The 18471-nt window shown below is 57.0% G+C and carries 10 protein-coding genes; 2 read left to right on the plus strand and 8 right to left on the minus strand.

Annotated features, from left to right (window positions below; all coding sequences use genetic code 11):
• Window positions 1-194: 194 nt before the first annotated feature.
• The 8 genes from ACIQYF_RS11390 to leuC form a co-directional block, all read right to left on the minus strand.
• On the minus strand, window positions 195-2588 hold the full coding sequence (locus tag ACIQYF_RS11390; RefSeq protein ID WP_402861018.1) for a FimV/HubP family polar landmark protein: 2394 nt from the start codon (window positions 2586-2588) through the stop codon (window positions 195-197).
• A 179-nt stretch (window positions 2589-2767) separates the two neighbouring features.
• Complete coding sequence (locus ACIQYF_RS11395) at window positions 2768-3778, minus strand: aspartate-semialdehyde dehydrogenase (RefSeq protein WP_402861021.1); 1011 nt, start codon at window positions 3776-3778, stop codon at window positions 2768-2770.
• A 127-nt stretch (window positions 3779-3905) separates the two neighbouring features.
• Window positions 3906-8576 carry a dermonecrotic toxin domain-containing protein gene (locus tag ACIQYF_RS11400; protein WP_402861024.1) on the minus strand — a complete coding sequence of 1557 codons (4671 nt, stop codon included), beginning with the start codon at window positions 8574-8576 and terminating at the stop codon, window positions 3906-3908.
• 188 nt (window positions 8577-8764) lie between these two features.
• Entirely contained in the window at window positions 8765-9877 is a 1113-nt protein-coding gene (asd, locus tag ACIQYF_RS11405) for an aspartate-semialdehyde dehydrogenase (protein ID WP_402861027.1), read from the minus strand.
• A gap of 68 nt (window positions 9878-9945) precedes the next feature.
• Window positions 9946-11028, minus strand: coding sequence for a 3-isopropylmalate dehydrogenase (gene leuB / locus ACIQYF_RS11410; RefSeq protein WP_402861343.1), 1083 nt, complete (start codon window positions 11026-11028; stop codon window positions 9946-9948).
• A 71-nt stretch (window positions 11029-11099) separates the two neighbouring features.
• Window positions 11100-11867: a class I SAM-dependent methyltransferase gene (locus ACIQYF_RS11415; RefSeq protein ID WP_402861030.1), complete on the minus strand. Its 768-nt coding sequence runs from the start codon at window positions 11865-11867 to the stop codon at window positions 11100-11102.
• 104 nt (window positions 11868-11971) lie between these two features.
• Window positions 11972-12616: a 3-isopropylmalate dehydratase small subunit gene (leuD, locus tag ACIQYF_RS11420; RefSeq protein WP_402861033.1), complete on the minus strand. Its 645-nt coding sequence runs from the start codon at window positions 12614-12616 to the stop codon at window positions 11972-11974.
• 10 nt (window positions 12617-12626) lie between these two features.
• Window positions 12627-14045 (minus strand): 3-isopropylmalate dehydratase large subunit, encoded by a 1419-nt coding sequence (leuC, locus tag ACIQYF_RS11425; RefSeq protein ID WP_402861036.1) that lies wholly within the window; start codon window positions 14043-14045, stop codon window positions 12627-12629.
• 132 nt (window positions 14046-14177) lie between these two features.
• Between leuC and ACIQYF_RS11430 the strand changes: the two genes are divergently transcribed.
• Entirely contained in the window at window positions 14178-15071 is an 894-nt protein-coding gene (locus tag ACIQYF_RS11430) for a LysR family transcriptional regulator (RefSeq protein WP_402861039.1), read from the plus strand.
• 56 nt (window positions 15072-15127) lie between these two features.
• Window positions 15128-18424, plus strand: coding sequence for an EAL domain-containing protein (locus ACIQYF_RS11435; RefSeq protein WP_402861042.1), 3297 nt, complete (start codon window positions 15128-15130; stop codon window positions 18422-18424).
• The last annotated feature ends 47 nt before the right edge of the window (window positions 18425-18471 follow it).

Consider the following 18471-nt stretch of genomic DNA (forward strand, 5'->3'; position numbering starts at 1 on the left):
CAGCCTGCTGATAAACGCAAAGGCGCCCATTATAAGGCGCACCGGCCAAGACGCCACGAATCAAATTGCAGGCGCGAACTTGCTCGCGATTATTTGCTCTTTAAATGATCGCGAGCGAGCCCGCTCCTGCAAACACAAGGCATGAAACAACAACGGCAGCCTGTAAGGCTGCCGTTGGGTGTCGCAGGTTTGTGTCACGCCAGGCGCGTTATCATTTCCAGGGCTTCAGCCTGCTGCTCCGGACTGCCCTCCCCCATGACCTCGGTCAGGATATCGCGAGCACCTTCGTCGTCGCCCATGTCGATGTAGGCCTGGGCCAGGTCGAGCTTGGTCGCGGCTTCGTCAGCCCCTGACAGGAAGTCGAACTCAGGCTCTTCGTCTGCGCCCGCAAAAGGTTCGGCCATGGCAGGCTCTTCAAGGCTTTGCGACAAGCGCTGCAACTCGGCATTGACCTTGTCCAGCTCTGCCGAAAAACTGTCGGAAGCCTCAGGGACAGAGGCCTCTTGCGCCAGCGACAAGTCAAAGTCGGCTGGCAAGCCCAGGTCAAAATCAGACGCCTCTTCAAGCGCAGCCTGCGTTTGAGCTTGCTGTTCAAGCACCGCTTCAAAGCTTTGTTCATTGTCGCGTGCCAGCTTGTCGACGCTCTGCTCAGGCGACACCACGGACGGTGACGCCGCTTCGAGATCATCAAGGCTCAGATCAAAATCGTGATCCAACTCTTCAACCACAGGCGTAACCACCGGGTCCGGCTTCGCTTCGGGCTGCGGCGTGACCACACGATCGTCACGCATCATTTCCTTGACGAAATCAGCCTGCAATTGAGAAGCCACCGCGGCGGTCACGATCCCGGCTGCAACCGCCACCATGCCCGGATAACGAAGCTTGAGTTGCGCCACCTCGGCGTGGTTTTTGCCATTGGCGACCAGTTGGCGCTCTTGAGCGATAAAGGCATCGCGCTCACCCAGTTCGCCATACACCTGCATCAACTTGAGACGCAGGTCACTGCGCTGCGGCGATTGCCTGACCGCCCCCTCAAGCAATCCGGCCGCTTCATGCCATTGCTGCTGCTCGATCAGTTGTTCGGCTTCAACCAGCACTTCTGCGCCAGACCTGGCCACCGAGACAGGGGCTGGCGGGGCAACCAACGGCGCCGGAGTTGGAGCGGTGTCGAGCTTGACACTCGGCGGCGGGACTTCAAGGCCCTCAAAGCTGCTGTCCGGCATGTCCAGGTCAACCGAAAACTCTGGCTCTTCTTCAAGCGCTCGCGCCATGCGCGCGTGTCGCTCAGCCGCTTGCTGCGCCTTGCGCCGACGAAGCAGCAGCAACAGAAGCAACAGTAACAAGACCGCAGCACCGCCCACCAACGCGGCCATAAGCGGAGTACCCAGCAAGTCCTGAATTTTGCGCTCGTCACTTGGCGTTGCGCCGCCTTCAGGTGTCGGCGCAACGGCTGTGGCCGGCGCCCCTTCGACTGCCGGGGCAATATCGGCTTCCGGCGAATCAGCGGCCTCACTCGCCAATTGCGCTGGCAGCACGGCGGCCGGTTCACCCGGCACCGAAACATCGCCCTGCAACTTGGCCAACTGGTTGTTTTTCAATTCAATCAGGCGTTGCAACTTGTCGACCTGGCTTTGCAGGTCTTGTACACGGCTTTGCAGCTCGGCACTTTCACGACGGCTGGTGTCCAGGCTTTCCTGGGTCATGGCCAACTTGTCATTGAGGTTCTTCGCATCCCCACCAGCCCCTATACCCGCCGTCCCTGCCACCAGGCTCAGACCATCCGCGGCCACAGGTTTTGCCTGGGTCACGGTGGCCGGCTTACGGTTACTGGCATCCAGCTGTTGAGCCCGCGGTGTGGTGCGACGGCCACTGCGCCAGTCAGCATTCTGCGCTGCAACCTCAGACACAGCCTTGGCCTGAGACAACTCGACACTCTGGGCAGCGTCGGGCAAGCGCAGCACTTTGCCGGTTTTCAGACGGTTGATGTTGCCATCGATAAAGGCATCAGGGTTAAGGGCTTGAATCGCCAGCATGGTCTGTTGGACCGAACCGCCGTTACGCGCCTTCGCGGCGATTTCCCACAAGGTGTCACGGGACGTGGTGGTGTGTTGCGCCGCAGCACTGGCACCCGTCGTCGCAGCAGCGGTTGCAGTGGGCGCCGAAGCCGCCGCTGCGGTTTGTGGCGAAAACTTGGCCGGGTCCAGCAGTACGCTGTAGTCGCGCATCAAGCGGCCATTGGGCCACATCACTTGCACCAGAAACTTTACGAAAGGCTCAGTCAGCGGCTGGCTGGAGGTCACGCGCAGCACGCTCTTGCCATTGGCATTGATCACCGGGGTAAATCGCAAATCATTGAGGTAGGCCGGACGCGGCACCCCGGCCTTGTTGAATTCGTCCGCCGGGGCCAGGCTCGGCACCACTTCAGCGGCACTCAGATCCTTGACATCCAGCAATTCGATTTCAGCCAGCAGTGGCTGGTTCTGAGTCGACTTCAGGGTCAGCTCTCCGAGCCCAAGCGCCTGCGCCATACCGGATGACAGCGCCGAAGCGGCGGCTATTGCTAACACTAATTTGCGAACCTGAACCATAGCCTCTTCCTTATGGGTACAGACCTCGTCCTACGAGATCTGTAGAGCTGCTGCCTGATGACAGGTCCGGGGTTTTTTACCCCCCCGACACGCTGCCTCATTAAATCTGTAAGCCCTGACAGCAGCTTGACTGCGACGCCGGCTCTGGAATCCTGCTAAAAATTGACGCCAAGTATCTTTTACAGCGGGTCTTTTATCAACAACTCAGCCAGTTGCACGGCATTCAGCGCGGCACCTTTGCGCACATTATCTGACGTCAGCCACAGATTAAGTTCTCGGGTGTCATCCACACCGTGACGCACTCGGCCGACATACACCACGTCCTGACCGACTGCATCCCCTACCGCAGTAGGATAGTCGCCCGCCTCAACCAGTTCGATTCCGTCGCCTGCTTCAAGCGCCGCATTCACTGCATTCAGGTCGACGGGCGCAGCCAGTTGCACCGATACACTATAGCTATCGCCAAAAAACACCGGAGCTTGAACGCAGGTCACCGATACCTTCAAGCCAGGCATGCCCAATACTTCGCGCAGCTCTGTGACCAAGCGTTTTTCCAACGGCACATGACCTTGCGTATCCGGCTTGCCAACCTGTGCCAGCACGTTAAAGGCCATCTGGCGATCAAAGAAACGGGTCTCCAGCGGGTGCAGATTCAACAGTGCGGTGGTTTGACGGGCCAATTCGGACACTGCCTCGCGCCCCTGAGCCGAGACCGCCAGACACGCCGTTACCGTAACCCGCTGCATATCGACCAGGCCGCGCAAGGGCGCCAACACCACGGCCAGGGCGGTAGCAGAAGGGCTTGGACTGCTGATTTGTATCGGCTTTTGCAAACCGTGCAAAATCTGCGGGTTGGACTCAGGCACCACCTGTGGCGCCTGCACCGAAGGCAGGGCGCCCGATAAGTCGATCACCATGCAGCCAGCGGCATTGGCTTTGGCCGCAAAGCTCAAGGACACTGCAGGTCCCGCCGCAAAAAAGACTAATTTGACCTTGCTGAAGTCGAACTCGTCGACCTCACGCACTCTGACGTTTTTACCTCGAAATGGCACTGAACTGCCGGCCGACTCAATGCTGGCCAGCAAATGCAGGTTGGCAACCGGGAAGTCGCGCTCTTCAAGGATTTGCACAATAGTTTCGCCGACAGTGCCGGTGGCGCCGACGACGGCGATATCAAAGGACTGGTTCATGTGTCTGCCTCAGGCGAAACGTGGGGAGGCGCACTTTAACTGCCCGGGGTGAACCAGGCAATTAAAGCACTGTGTAGGGTGACGCTATCAGCCTTACAACGGCTTAGCTGTCATAGGTTGCGGTGTATTAATGCCGATCAAGGGGCAGGAACCAGCGCTGTGCCAGATCTTTTCCGATCACGCCATGGTGAACGTTGACAGCAGCATCAGGACTTTTCGCTTTGTTGAGCAACGAGTAATAGCTTTCTCTGCGCTGGGATGGGAGCTTCAAGTGAGCCATGCCATAGTTTTCCTTTGCCGTATTGACCGCAGCGTAGTGAAAGTGAGCGTACCAAAGCGGGCGACCATCCTTGCTATTGATCACGTACTCCTGAATGAAATCCCCACGCACGCCCGTAAGTTTTATACGGTCACCAAGGCTGGCTATCTGCACAAGGTCTTGGTCGAGCAGATAGTGGAGATTGCCGTGAGTCGGCGGCAACTCAAGACTTAACTGGATACGCAACTCTTTGCCTTTTTCGGTTAGCCGCGTTGCGCCACTGCGCAGGTTGTCTGCCAGAATCAGATCCGCTTGCACAACCGCATCCAGAGGCTGTGCGTCCATGGCCTTGCTGAACTCTACTGCCAACTGAGTCAGGCGCTGCGCCTCGTGTTGAAGCACCTCTTCAACTTCCTGCGGGTATCTGGAAATCTTTTTATATTCTTCTGCCTTGCGCAGATGCTTACCAAGATCGGCGTAGCGTTTGCGAGCATCACCCTTGATAGTACTGAACGGCCGTGTAGTAACAGGTGCTTTGGGGGTAACGACTTTTATCTCGTCCCATACTTCATCGTGATTTGAATAAGTACCGAGTAGCTGATCGTTCTCCTCAGACCGCACTTCAACCACTTCAATCGGCCACTCCCCCCCTGCAGGTATTACCTTGCCAATCAACCGGCCGCTATTGCGGGTTTTAATAACTCGTTTTCGTGCATGCGATGCTGGCGCACGGCGGGGCGTGGGCGGTAACTCAAAGCCCTTTGCACCTGGCTTTATCTCGGCAGCCATTTTCTTAATGACATCTTGGTAAAGCCCATCCAACAGGCTGATGATTTTGTTGAAAGAGACGCTGTCCAACTCATCTGCGTTAACAATACCCAAGCCTCGCAAGGCATCCAGCGATTGGGCATAAGAATCCACCAGACTGGTCAATACCTCCAGGCTTTCACCGCTACTGAAATCAAAGGTATTGAGTTCTGCATGGGTACTAATCAGTTTTCTCACCGGTTCGACGCGAGACGCCACAATGTCCACCAGTTTGGGATTACTGTGCCAGTCCTTTACGCTGGGCTTTATCAGCCAACTTAAGTACGAGTTTTTAATGGGGACATCAAAAAAGTTTACGTTAACCTTCTCAAGGCTGACTTTTTCGAGGGAACCCTCATACCTCAACATACCCGTCTGGTCCAGAAGATCCAGATAGCGTGTCCTGAGTTCAAGCGTAGCAATCATCTTTTCATAAATGTCTATGTAAGCCTTCATGACCAGATCGAACCGTAGATGACTATCGTCAGCGCCCACTTCAAACGCTCTGAAAGGCACACCCTTTAAGTCATGGTCATAAATAGCCAAGAGATGGTTGCACTCAGTGGCCAAGGCTAATATCCGGCCATCAATGTCGTATTTCTTCACATCCGGGAACAAACTTTTAAATTCGTCGAGATTCTTCAGCAGAAGGAGGTATGAATCGATCAACTCCTGAGTGGCGCTCTCAGCTTTACGGCGATACACGCTACGTTGTTCTTCGGAAAAACGCGGGTCTTTTTCGGCGCGCTCCATCACGGATATCGACACTTGAAAAGCTGCATTCATCTTAGGTGTTTGCGCATTGAGATTTACCCACTGGTCTCGCATCTCGTCTCTTCGCGCCTCTTTATTCTTGCGCAAAGCCTCTACTCGAGCATTAGGCATGCCGCCCAATAAACGCAGACGCAGATCCAATGACCATCGACCGTCCCCGCTGGACTTCAAATAGGGACCAAAATGCTTGCTGTCAGAGGGGTCAACAATCACGACGCCTTCGGGCTCCACACTGACCTGATACAGCGTGTCCTCAAGCAAGGCATGCCATTTATTGTTAATCATATAAAGCCCCTTGCGAGGCCTGTCAGCACCTGGATTGTGCAAGATAGGCGGCGGCATTGAGCCGGGCTTCTTTACCTCAAAATGGGACAGCAACTTTCTTTGACTGGGCGACAACCGATTTTGGGAACTGGCAAAACTGAAGTCCAGAGGCGTGCTCTGTATATCGGGCAACTCACCTGATAAGGCAACAGCTCCCGCGCTCACCTGCGGCGAGGGTAGCTCTGGCCACCGCCCAACAGTGCGCTCAGGTGCACGAGGTTTCACAACCTGCTCCCTGATACCATCGGCCAACGGCAGACGCGCTGGAACCGACGCAGGGGGTGGGAACAGCACAATGGCCAGATTAAGCAATAGGTCGACCAATCCGAGCTCGCGAGTGATCGGGTCTTCACTGTTGAGTGCCGGAATGTCCTTGAGGGCCGCCAGCAACATGATTGATAGCCCTACAGTGATCAGGGTGGGAGCACTCAAAAAAGGCAGCAGTACGAGGTTGAATATCAGGTTGGTTCGTTCCAGTAACACACCCCATCGACTCTCGGTGTTGGATACGGAGTCTCTTTCGGCCTGACTCACCAGCGCACTTGCATTGCTGAGATAGAGAAACTGCAATAACTTGCCGTTATGCAAATATTGCAACAACTCGTCGCTGGCGCTATCGACGGACAGCGTGGCAGGTAGCGGCACTTCGATAGGCGCGAACTCGCTGCCCAGTCCAAAACGCACGTAATGGGGTTCCTGAAAACCGCCATTGTCGTATATCGGGCGGGCGACATTGTGCAACCAGACCAGCACACTGGTTTGCAGTTCTCCCGGCCGGGCAATAGCCTCCAGGAGTGCGGCACGAGTAGGAAACTCAAGCAGCGATTCATGGTAGAACGGTCGGTATAGCAGGTGGGGGCCGACACTCACATCAGCGTGTTCAATGATGAACATATTGTTGACCACATCCGGGGCTGCGCCAGCCTTTCGGACCATTGCCAGATGCCGAATGACCACCGGCGCACCATCGACCTGGCGGTCGTCAGCATTGCTCTGCAACAAGGCCGCAACGTAGCGAGCACCGCGTGAGGTAAGGCCGTTCTCTTTCTTGAGACTGAGTTCCAGCGCCTGCAAGGGCAAATACGCTCTGATTTGGTCTGCGAACAGTTGTTCACGCTTGTGCGCATCACTCGTACCGCCCAGCAGTAAGCTCTGGAGTCTCTCTGGATATACCTTGCCGATGTCCACCCGTTCAATCAGACCATTGCTGCTGATGAGGTACTCGGGCGTCAGCCAAACCGGCAATGCCAACCCGTGTAAATGCTTGAGGCTCAACACTCCCTGGGGCCGCCCCACCAGATTTTTCAGTGCCAGATCGGTCAGGCTCATGGTCACCTCTTCGGTGACGGGGATCGTATTGGGGTAGCCAGCTGCGGAAAAAAATGTCAACTCTACATGGTCAGGGTTAAACGCTTCGACAGAGACATGACGGGTCGAATCAGGTTCCAGACGCTTCTGGTCAAGCTGCATTTGCTGCGTCAAGACATCGACAGCGAATGAGCGAATATCTGCAATATCACTCAGAAAGGTACGCCCTTGGCTGCTTTTCTTGGCGCGAGCCAGGGCCAAGCTGCATTGTCGGTACTGCGACTGTTCAGCGACAGAAGCCTGCCTCAGCCACTCCGGCAAATGAGCTCTAAGAGTACTGACGACAGGCCCCTCTGTCGCAGACGCTGTCAGCATGTACTGCGCGGGGTCACTGAGGGTAAGGCACACAGTTTGCAGTGCCTCAACGCCTACGCGCGCAGGCAATTTCAGTGCACCTAGGCTCTCCAGTTGCCTACCCAGTATGAGCGCGGCTTGAATATCGAAAACATTGCCCTCGATTTCGTAACGCTTGATACGGATTTCATCAGTCAAATAGGCTGCGCCCATGCGCTGCACGCCGTAATCGATGACCGCATCGACGGTAGGAAAAGACTTGATAGTGCCATTGGGCCGACACAAAAGAATCAGGTTGGCGCGCACCAGCACGATGGATGAACTCAGTCGTGTACTTCTGACTTGCGCACCAATGAGTGTGGATTCCAGGCAATAAACCTGTGCGCAGTTTTCACCGTATTGTATTTTTCGCGTTTCTTGATCAGGGCATAGGATCACTTGGCTCACGGTTTCACGAGCCAAGTCACTCAGATCCTCTTGGCGGATCAAACCCATGCTCAGTGTGTCCTTGAGCACGTCACTGAACCAGCGCCAGCGGCTGACACCCGTATCTGCCTGGCCGGACCAATATTCAACCAGCGCATTTTGAAAACCGATGGGCACCGTCCAGGCCAAGTTCCTTACCAGGGTATCAATGACCTTCATATCCAGCAGATCAGGCTCCAGCCAATTGGGCGCGTCATCGCTTAAATAGTAGGACTGACCATTGATCATCTCAACGTTCAATGCATTGCCGTTGGCCAGATAATCCATGACCCGAGCCACGAATGGCTGCAATTCCCAGCCACCGCCAGCCCGTGGCACGGCCAGTCGAGTGCGCGCCAAGTCAATCTTTAGGGTGGGGTATTTTTGGGATAAAGCCGCAGCAAGCATCTGCCGAGTGACACTCTCCAAGGTCGGGCGACCGGCAAACTGTGCCCTGACAGCATTTACCGTTACAGCGAATTGCAGAGGGGAAGTGGGAGTTGACATAAATAGTCCTCGTTAAATGGTAATCGTGTGGTCGATCACGCATTTACGCTCGGACACTGCAAGGTAAGGTGTTAGATGGATATATCAGTCATGGCAAGGATGAGAACGCATGTGTAGCGATGCAGCGGCACGCATAAAAAAACCGTGTTTCTTTGCAGAAAACACGGTTTTTGTATTGCTTGAGCGAATCAACGCTCCAGCAGAATCCGCAGCATGCGGCGCAACGGTTCAGCAGCGCCCCACAACAACTGGTCGCCCACGGTAAAGGCACCGAGGAACTGCGAACCCATGTTCAACTTGCGTAGACGGCCAACCGGCACGTTCAAGGTGCCCGTCACTTTGGTCGGACTCAACTCTTGCATGCTGATGTCTCGATGGTTTGGCACCAGCTTGACCCAAGGGTTGTGCTGGCTGATCAGGCCTTCGATGTCAGCGATCGGCACATCTTTGTTCAGCTTGATGGTCAGCGCCTGACTGTGGCAACGCATCGCACCGATACGCACGCAGATACCGTCCACCGGAACCGGGTTCTTGAAGCGACCCAGAATCTTGTTGGTTTCGGCTTGTGCTTTCCATTCTTCGCGGCTTTGACCGTTTGGCAGCTCTTTGTCGATCCACGGGATCAAGCTGCCGGCCAATGGCACGCCAAAGTTTTCAGTCGGGTAAGCGTCGCTGCGCATGGCGTCGGCCACACGCCGGTCGATGTCGAGGATCGCACTGGCCGGATCGGCCAGTTGATCGGCAACCGCGGCGTGGGTCGCGCCCATTTGCTTGATCAGTTCACGCATGTTCTGCGCACCGGCGCCCGAGGCCGCCTGATACGTCATGGCGCTCATCCACTCCACCAGGCCGGCCTCAAACAAGCCACCCAGGCCCATCAGCATCAGGCTGACAGTGCAGTTACCACCGATATAATTCTTGGTGCCCGCGTCCAACTGCTGGTCGATCACCTTGCGGTTGACCGGATCCAGAATAATGACCGAGTCATCCTGCATGCGCAGGCTCGACGCTGCATCAATCCAGTAACCTTGCCAGCCCGCCTCACGCAGCTTCGGGAACACCTCGGTGGTGTAGTCGCCGCCTTGGCAAGTCAGGATCACATCGAGGGTCTTTAACTCTTCAATGTTGTAAGCATCCTTGAGCGGGGCAATATCTTTGCCCACGGACGGACCTTGCCCACCGACATTGGAGGTAGTGAAAAACACCGGCTCAATAAGATCGAAATCCTGCTCTTCCAGCATCCGCTGCATGAGCACGGAACCAACCATACCGCGCCAACCGACCAGACCTACACGTTTCATCGCAACTACACCTTTAACAAAAAGTGGGGTCGTTACTTCCACCAACAGGAAGTAACGGGCCCGAGAGATTACAGATTCTGTAGCGCCGCGACTACTGCGTCACCCATTTCCTGTGTGCCAACCTTGGTGCAACCCGTCGACCAGATATCGCCGGTGCGCAGTCCCTGGTCCAAAACCAGGCTGACGGCCTTCTCGATGGCGTCAGCGCCAGCCTGCTGATTGAAGCTGTAACGCAGCATCATCGAGACCGACAAAATGGTTGCCAGCGGGTTGGCAATGCCCTGCCCTGCGATGTCCGGCGCCGAACCGTGGCACGGCTCGTACATGCCTTTGTTGTGGGTGTCCAGGGACGCCGACGGCAGCATGCCGATGGAACCGGTGAGCATCGAGGCCTGGTCGGACAGGATGTCGCCGAACATGTTGTCGGTCACGATCACGTCGAACTGCTTGGGTGCGCGCACCAGTTGCATGGCCGCGTTGTCAACATACATGTGGCTCAGTTCAACGTCAGGGTAGTCCTTGGCCACTTGCTCAACCACTTCGCGCCACAGCTGGCTGGAGGCCAATACGTTGGCTTTGTCGACCGAGCACAGTTTTTTGCCACGTACACGGGCCATGTCGAAACCGACACGGGCAATGCGACGGATTTCGCTCTCACTGTAAGGCAGCGTGTCGAATGCCTGGCGCTCGCCGTTTTCCAGCTCACGGGTGCCGCGTGGCGAGCCGAAATAGATACCGCCGGTCAATTCACGAACGATCAGAATGTCCAGGCCCGACACGATTTCCGGTTTGAGGCTCGACGCTGCAGCCAGTTGCGGGTACAGGATCGCCGGACGCAGATTGCCAAACAGGCCCAGTTGCGCACGAATCTTCAGCAGGCCGCGCTCAGGGCGAATGTCGCGTTCAAGGGTGTCCCACTTCGGGCCACCCACAGCGCCCAGCAATACGGCATCAGCGGCACGAGCACGCTCCAGGGTCTCGTCGGCCAGCGGCACACCGTGCTTGTCGATGGCCGCGCCACCGATCACGTCGTGGGTCAGCTCAAGGTCAAGCTGGAACTTGTCATTGGCCAGCTCAAGCACCTTGACCGCTTGAGCCATGATTTCTGGACCAATACCATCGCCTGGGAGAATCAGAATCTGCTTGCTCATGTGTTCCTCTTTCTTGTCGGTTGATGCCCCCATGGGCGCATCCTGAAATTTTTCTGAGTGACTGATCGGGATTACTTCTCAGCCCACAGCACCAGCACATCGGTGCTGAACGAGCCATCGGCGGCAATTTCAAAGTACTCGCGCACTTCGGAGCCCATCGACTGTTGCAGCTCGCGAATGGCCGCGCTCATCACCGGTGGCGTACGCATACGCTCGATCCAGGAGGTGAACTCTAAACGCAAACGCTGGCGCTGTGTGCTGCGCACTTGCAAACCGGACTCATTGACCTGACGCAGCCACTCGCCCGCCGAATAATCACGCACGTGACTGGTGTCACGCAGCACTTCAACACTCTGCAAGTAGGTGTCGAACAACGGGCTACCCGGCGACAAGACATCAATAAAGGCGGCTACACCGCCCGGCTTGAGCACGCGGCGCACTTCTCGCAGGGCCTGACCGAGGTCGCTCCAGTGGTGCGCCGAATAACGGCTGAGCACGTAGTCGAACTCGCCATCGGCAAACGGTAAACGCTCGGCGGCGCCGCACACGGTACTGATGTTGTTCAGCCCTCGATCAGCGGCGGCCGAACTGACCACATCGAGCATTTGCTGCGACAGGTCGTATGCGACCACCTCTTTAACCAGCGCCGCGACATGAAAACTGACATGACCCGCACCGCAGCCCAGGTCAAGCACACGCGCAGCAGATTTATCGGCCAGTTCGGCCTTTAACAGGCCGAATTCAGTGCCTTGCGCGTGCACGGCGCTGCTCAAATAGGCCGCAGCCTGTTCACCGAATTGCTTTTGTACAACCTGACTGTGCTGGGCGGTGCGGGTCATGAGAGGTCCTTTTAGTCCACTGACGTTCCGTGGGAGCTGGCGTAGGCTGCGATCTTTTGATCGTCTAAAAGATCGCAGCCAGCACCAGCACCTCCATCTGTTATTTACGCGTCGCGAAACAACCAAGGCTGGCTTGCGCGGTGCTTGCTTTCAAACGCTGCAATTGCATCGCCGTCTTGCAAGGTCAAGCCAATGTCGTCGAGACCGTTGAGCAGGCAGTGCTTGCGAAACGCATCGATTTCAAAGCTCAACACCTTGCCGTCCGGACGGGTCACGGTTTGCGCTTCAAGGTCAATGTTGAGCTGGTAACCCGGCTCGGCCTCGACCTGGGCGAACAGCTCATCGACTTCGGCATCGCTCAAGATGATCGGCAACAAGCCGTTCTTGAAGCTGTTGTTGAAGAAGATGTCGGCATAGCTCGGCGCGATAATGCTGCGAAAGCCATACTCCTCCAGCGCCCAAGGGGCGTGTTCACGGCTGGAACCACAGCCGAAGTTCTCACGGGCCAGCAACACACTGGCGCCCTGATAGCGCTCGGCGTTGAGTACAAAGTCTTTGTTCAGCGGACGCTTGGAGTTGTCCTGGTACGGCTGACCCACGTCCAGATAACGCCACTCATCAAACAGATTCGGGCCAAAACCGGTGCGCTTGATCGACTTCAAGAACTGCTTGGGGATGATCTGGTCGGTGTCGACGTTGGCGCGATCCAAAGGTGCGACAAGCCCGGTGTGCTGGGTAAAAGCTTTCATGCTGCGCTCCTTAGATCAATTCACGGACGTCGATGAAACGACCGTTTACAGCGGCGGCGGCGGCCATGGCCGGGCTTACCAGGTGAGTACGACCACCGGCCCCCTGACGCCCTTCGAAGTTGCGGTTGGAGGTCGATGCACAGTGCTCGCCCGACTCCAGGCGGTCCGGGTTCATTGCCAGACACATGGAGCAGCCTGGCTCACGCCATTCAAAACCGGCTTCCAAAAAGATCTTGTCCAGACCTTCCGACTCGGCCTGCGCCTTAACCAGACCCGAACCCGGCACCACAATCGCCTGCTTGATGGTCGACGCCACTTTGCGACCCTTGGCAATCACGGCCGCCGCACGCAGGTCTTCGATCCGCGAGTTGGTGCACGAACCAATGAACACACGGTCCAGTTGAATATCGGTGATCGCTTGATTGGCGCTCAACCCCATATACTTCAAAGCACGTTCAATCGAGCCACGCTTGACCAGGTCAGCTTCCTGCGCCGGATCCGGCACGTTCTGATCCACCGCCAAGACCATTTCAGGCGAGGTGCCCCAGCTGACTTGTGGCTTGATCTGCGCGGCATCCAGTTCAACCACGGTGTCGAACTGCGCGTCGGCATCCGACACCAGATCTTTCCAGGCTTCTACAGCCAAGTCCCATTCCGCGCCTTTGGGTGCAAACGGACGGCCCTTGACGTAAGCCACGGTCTTCTCATCAGCCGCCACCAGCCCCACACGGGCACCGGCTTCGATCGACATGTTGCAGATAGTCATGCGGCCTTCGACCGACAATTCGCGAATCGCACTACCGGCGAACTCGATGGCGTGGCCATTGCCGCCCGCCGTGCCGATTTTGCCGATCACGGCCAATACGATGTCCTTGGCGGTCACGCCGAACGGCAATTGACCTTCGACCAAAACCAGCATGTTTTTCATTTTCTTGGCCACCAGGCACTGCGTGGCGAGCACGTGCTCAACCTCAGAGGTGCCGATGCCGTGAGCCAGGGCACCAAACGCGCCGTGGGTAGAGGTGTGCGAGTCGCCGCAGACCACCGTCATGCCTGGCAAGGTCGCGCCCTGCTCCGGGCCAATCACGTGAACGATGCCTTGGCGCACGTCGTTCATCTTGAATTCGGTGATGCCGTACTCATCACAGTTATCGTCGAGGGTTTGCACCTGCAAACGAGACACCTGGTCAGCAATCGCTTCGATCCCGCCTTTACGCTCTGGCGTGGTCGGTACGTTGTGGTCCGGGGTCGCAATGTTGGCATCGATGCGCCAAGGCTTGCGCCCTGCCAGTCGCAGGCCTTCGAAGGCTTGCGGCGACGTCACTTCGTGAATGATATGACGGTCGATGTAGATCAGCGCCGAACCATCGTCGCGCTGTTTGACCAAATGCGAATCCCAGAGCTTGTCGTAGAGCGTTTTGCCGGCCATCAGACGGTTTCCTCATCAGCTACTTTCTGCGCCAATAACCACTTGGCTTGTGAGGTCGATCCTATGAGGTTACAGTTAATAACTCAAATTCATAATTTTTATGCTTTGGATAACCAACAGGAATTCGAATAGATGGATCTCGCGAATCTCAACGCCTTCATCGCCATTGCCGAGACCGGAAGCTTCTCCGGGGCTGCCGAACGGTTGTTTTTGACCCAGCCTGCAATCAGTAAACGCATCGCCAGCATCGAGCAGCAACTCAAGCTTCGACTGTTTGACCGATTGGGCCGCGAAGTCAGCTTGACCGAGGCAGGCCGGGCGTTATTGCCACGGGCGTACCAAATTATCAACGTGCTGGATGACACCCGGCGGGCACTGAACAACCTCAACGGCGAGGTGAGCGGGCGCCTCACGCTGGCCACCAGTCACCATATTGGCTTGCACCGTCTGCCGCCGCTGTTGCGCGAGTTCACTCGCACTTACCCCAAGGTCGCGCTCGATATTCAGTTCCTGGATTCAGAAGTTGCCTACGAAGAAATTCTCCACGGCCGCGCCGAACTGGCGGTTATTACCTTGGCTCCGGAGCCGCACTCGCTGATTCGCGCGGTACCGGTGTGGAATGACCCGCTGGATTTCGTGGTCGCACCCGAGCACAGCCTGACCCGCCAGGCCGCCGTCAGCATGGCGGACATTGCGCACCACCCGGCCGTGTTTCCGGGCGGCAACACCTTCACCCATCATATTGTGCAGCGCCTGTTTGAAGGCCAGGGCCTGACGCCCAACATCGCCATGAGCACCAACTACCTGGAAACCATCAAAATGATGGTTTCCATCGGCCTGGCCTGGAGCGTGCTGCCACGCACCATGCTCGACGAACAAGTGGCATCGATCGCCTTGCCGGGCATTCAGCTGACGCGCCAGCTAGGCTATATCGTGCACACCGAACGAACGGTGTCGAATGCCGCACACGCTTTCATGACACTGCTCGATGCTCAGGACGACACGCTCCACACTGATCAACCCTGAAAACAAAGGCTAAAACACGGACAGCTCTCAAGATCTCAGCTGAAGGATCGCAGTTCATGGCAAACACCACAGACGCTGTGTTACCCCTTACAGGTTTGGCAACGACCGCCATGCAAACGCAGGCGCATGACTGGCTGAATGCCACACATTTGCTTGAGGCGCTGAACGCCGCGCAACTGGGGGCATGGTGCTGGGAACTGGAGAGTGGCGACATACACTGGTCGAGTGGCGTGCACAGTCTGTTCGGGCTTGACTCGCCACAAGCGCTACCCACCCACATCGAGCACTTGGGCACCCTCCCCTTTGACGACTGGCCCAAAGCCCAGCGGGTCTTTGAGGCGATCATCAACGGTGCCCCGATGCAAAAACTCATCCATCACCGCGTGCGCTGGCCCGATGGCAGCCTGCACTGGCTGGAAATTCGCGGCAGCTTGATTCCCGACGAAAACGCCAAGCCACGGATGATGGGAGTGATCCGCGAAGTCACCCAACAGCGCCAGCGCCAGCAAGCGCTCAACAACTCTGAACAACGCTTTGCCACGCTCTTTCAGTTATCGCCGCACATGGTGTTGCTGGTGCGCATCGAAGACGGACTGATCAGTGAGGCCAACCATTTCTTCGAAAAGCTGCTGGGCTGGACTGCCGCTGAAGCCATTGGCCGCACCACCGTAGAACTGGGGCTTTGGCCTGATCCTGAGCAACGCCTGCAATTTATCGATGCGATTAACAAACACACCACACCCGTCAACATGCAGGTTCAATTGGCAGGGCGCGACGGCCGACTGCATGACGGCATCCTCAGCGCACAAAAAGTCGAACTGGAAGGTGAGGCCTATCTGCTCAGCACCTTCGTTGACAACAGCAGTCGCAAGGAGGCTGAACAAGCACTGATCGACAGCCAGGAGCGCCTGGACCTGGCACTCGACTCCGCCCAGTTGGGCACCTGGGACTGGCACATTCCCAGCGGCCGCCTCTACGGCTCGGCGCGCGCCGCGCAATTGCATGGCTTGGCGCCCGAGCCATTCAACGAATCTTTCGAAGCTTTTTTTGAAGGCGTACCCAAAGAAGGGCGTTTAAGAATGCGCGACACCTACCGCTCATTGCGCGAAGGGCCCGCTGGCAATTACCAACTGACGTACCGCGTGCCATTGCCAAACGGCACCTCGCGCTACCTTGAAAGCCGCGCCCGACTCTACCGCGACGAGGCCGGCGCGCCCTTGCGCATGGCCGGGACCTTGCTCGACATCACCGACCAGGTAGAACGCGAGCAACGCCTGAGCGCGTCCGAAGAAAAATTCGCCAGTGTGTTCCAGACCAGCCCCGACCCTATTTGCGTGATGCTGGCAGACAGTGCGCAGTTCATCGAAATCAACACCAGCTTCACCCAGACCTTTGGCTGGACAGTGGCCGACTTGCAAGACTACGCCGACACCAGCAGCACCTTGCGCGACGCCAGCGCCCATCATTTACGCCAGTTGCAGCGCATTATTCGTGCTCCGGCGCAGAACAATACCGCCATCAGCTTGCACCACAAAAACGGCCAACCACTGACCTGTGTGTTGTCCAGACGCCACATTGAAGTCGACGGCCAACCGTGCGTCGTCACTACCTTGCGCGACATCACCCAGCAACAGCGCGCTGAAGCGGCGCTTAAAATCAGTGAAGAGAAATTCGCCAAGGCCTTCCACTCCAGCCCCGACGCCATCACCATCAGCGAACTCGCCAGTGGCCGTTACTTGGAGGTCAATCATGGGTTCACCCGGTTGACGGGCTATAGCAGCGCCGAAGTCATTGGCCGCAGCCCTTATGAACTGGGGATTTGGGGAGACAGTTCAGGGCGCGACGCACTGCTCGATGAACTGCGGGAAAAAGGCCGTATCAGCAACCGGGAAGTGCTCGGCCGCTCCAAACGCGGGGACATACTCAATGTCGAGATTTCAATCGAACTCATAACCCTCAACACCACGCCTTGCCTGCTGTTGACCGCGCGCGATATTAGCCAGCTGAAAACAGCACAGGCCCAGGTCAGGCATCTGGCCTACCACGACCCGTTGACCAATCTACCCAACCGCGCCCTGCTCATGGACCGCCTCAGCCAACAAACCTCGCTGCTTAAGCGCCATGATCTGCGCGGCGCGTTGTTGTTTCTGGATCTGGACCACTTCAAACACATCAACGACTCACTGGGGCATCCGGTGGGGGACTCGGTATTGCGCATCATCACCGCACGCCTGGAAGCCAGCGTGCGCAGTGAAGACACCGTGGCACGCCTGGGCGGTGACGAGTTTGTGGTGTTGCTGACCGGTCTTAAAGGCTCGCTGGAAGACGTTACACAAGCAGTGTGCAACATCGCCGACACCATGCGAGAGTTGCTGACCGAACCGATGTTTCTCGATGGCCAGCGCCTGCAAGTCACCCCAAGTATTGGCATCGCCCTGATTCCAGATCACGGCTCAACCCCGGCTGACCTGCTCAAGCGCGCGGACATTGCGCTCTACCGGGCCAAAGACTCGGGACGCAACACCACGCAACTGTTTCACGTGGATATGCAGACTGCGGCCAGCGAACGAATGCGCATGGAGAGCGATCTGCGCACAGCCCTGGCACGCGATGAGTTCACGCTGCACTTTCAACCGCAAATCGACGCCCGTACCAACCGCATCGTCGGCGCCGAAGCTTTGCTGCGCTGGCAGCATCCGCAATTGGGGCCGCAGTCGCCGGGGGAGTTCATCAAAATCCTGGAGGAAAGTGGCTTGATTCTGGAAGTCGGGACCTGGATTCTCGATCAAGCCTGCCGCGCGTTCAGTGAGTTACTGCGTGAAGGCCTGATCGACCCACAGGACTTCAGCCTGTGCGTCAATATCAGCCCGCGCCAGTTTCTGCAAAGCGACTTCGCGGAGCGGATTCAACGCAGCTTGCTGCACTACCACCTGCCCTACTCGATGCTCAAGCTTGAAGTCACCGAAGGCATCGTGATCCAGAACCTGGAAGACACCATCGACAAAATGCATCACTTGATTGCCCTGGGCCTGAGCTTTGCGATGGACGATTTTGGCACCGGGTATTCTTCGCTCACACACCTCAAGCGCTTGCCCGTCGATACATTGAAGATTGATCAATCGTTCGTGCGGGACGCCATTCATGACCCCAACGACGCTGAAATCATCCGTGCGATTGTCGCCATGGCGCACAGTCTGGGCCTGACGGTGGTGGCTGAAGGGGTTGAGCAAGCCGCGCAATTGAAGTTTTTGCAGACGCTGGACTGTCATTTGTACCAAGGCTACCTGTACAGTCGGCCAGTGCCTTTGGCGCAATTTCGGGTGTTGCTGCAACAGGGGGGCATGAATCCGTGAGAGCGGGCTTGCCAGCGATAGCATCGACAAGAGCGAGTCGTCTGCAG

The sequence above is a fragment of the Pseudomonas sp. NPDC096917 genome, assembly GCF_044762555.1.
GTDB lineage: Bacteria > Pseudomonadota > Gammaproteobacteria > Pseudomonadales > Pseudomonadaceae > Aquipseudomonas.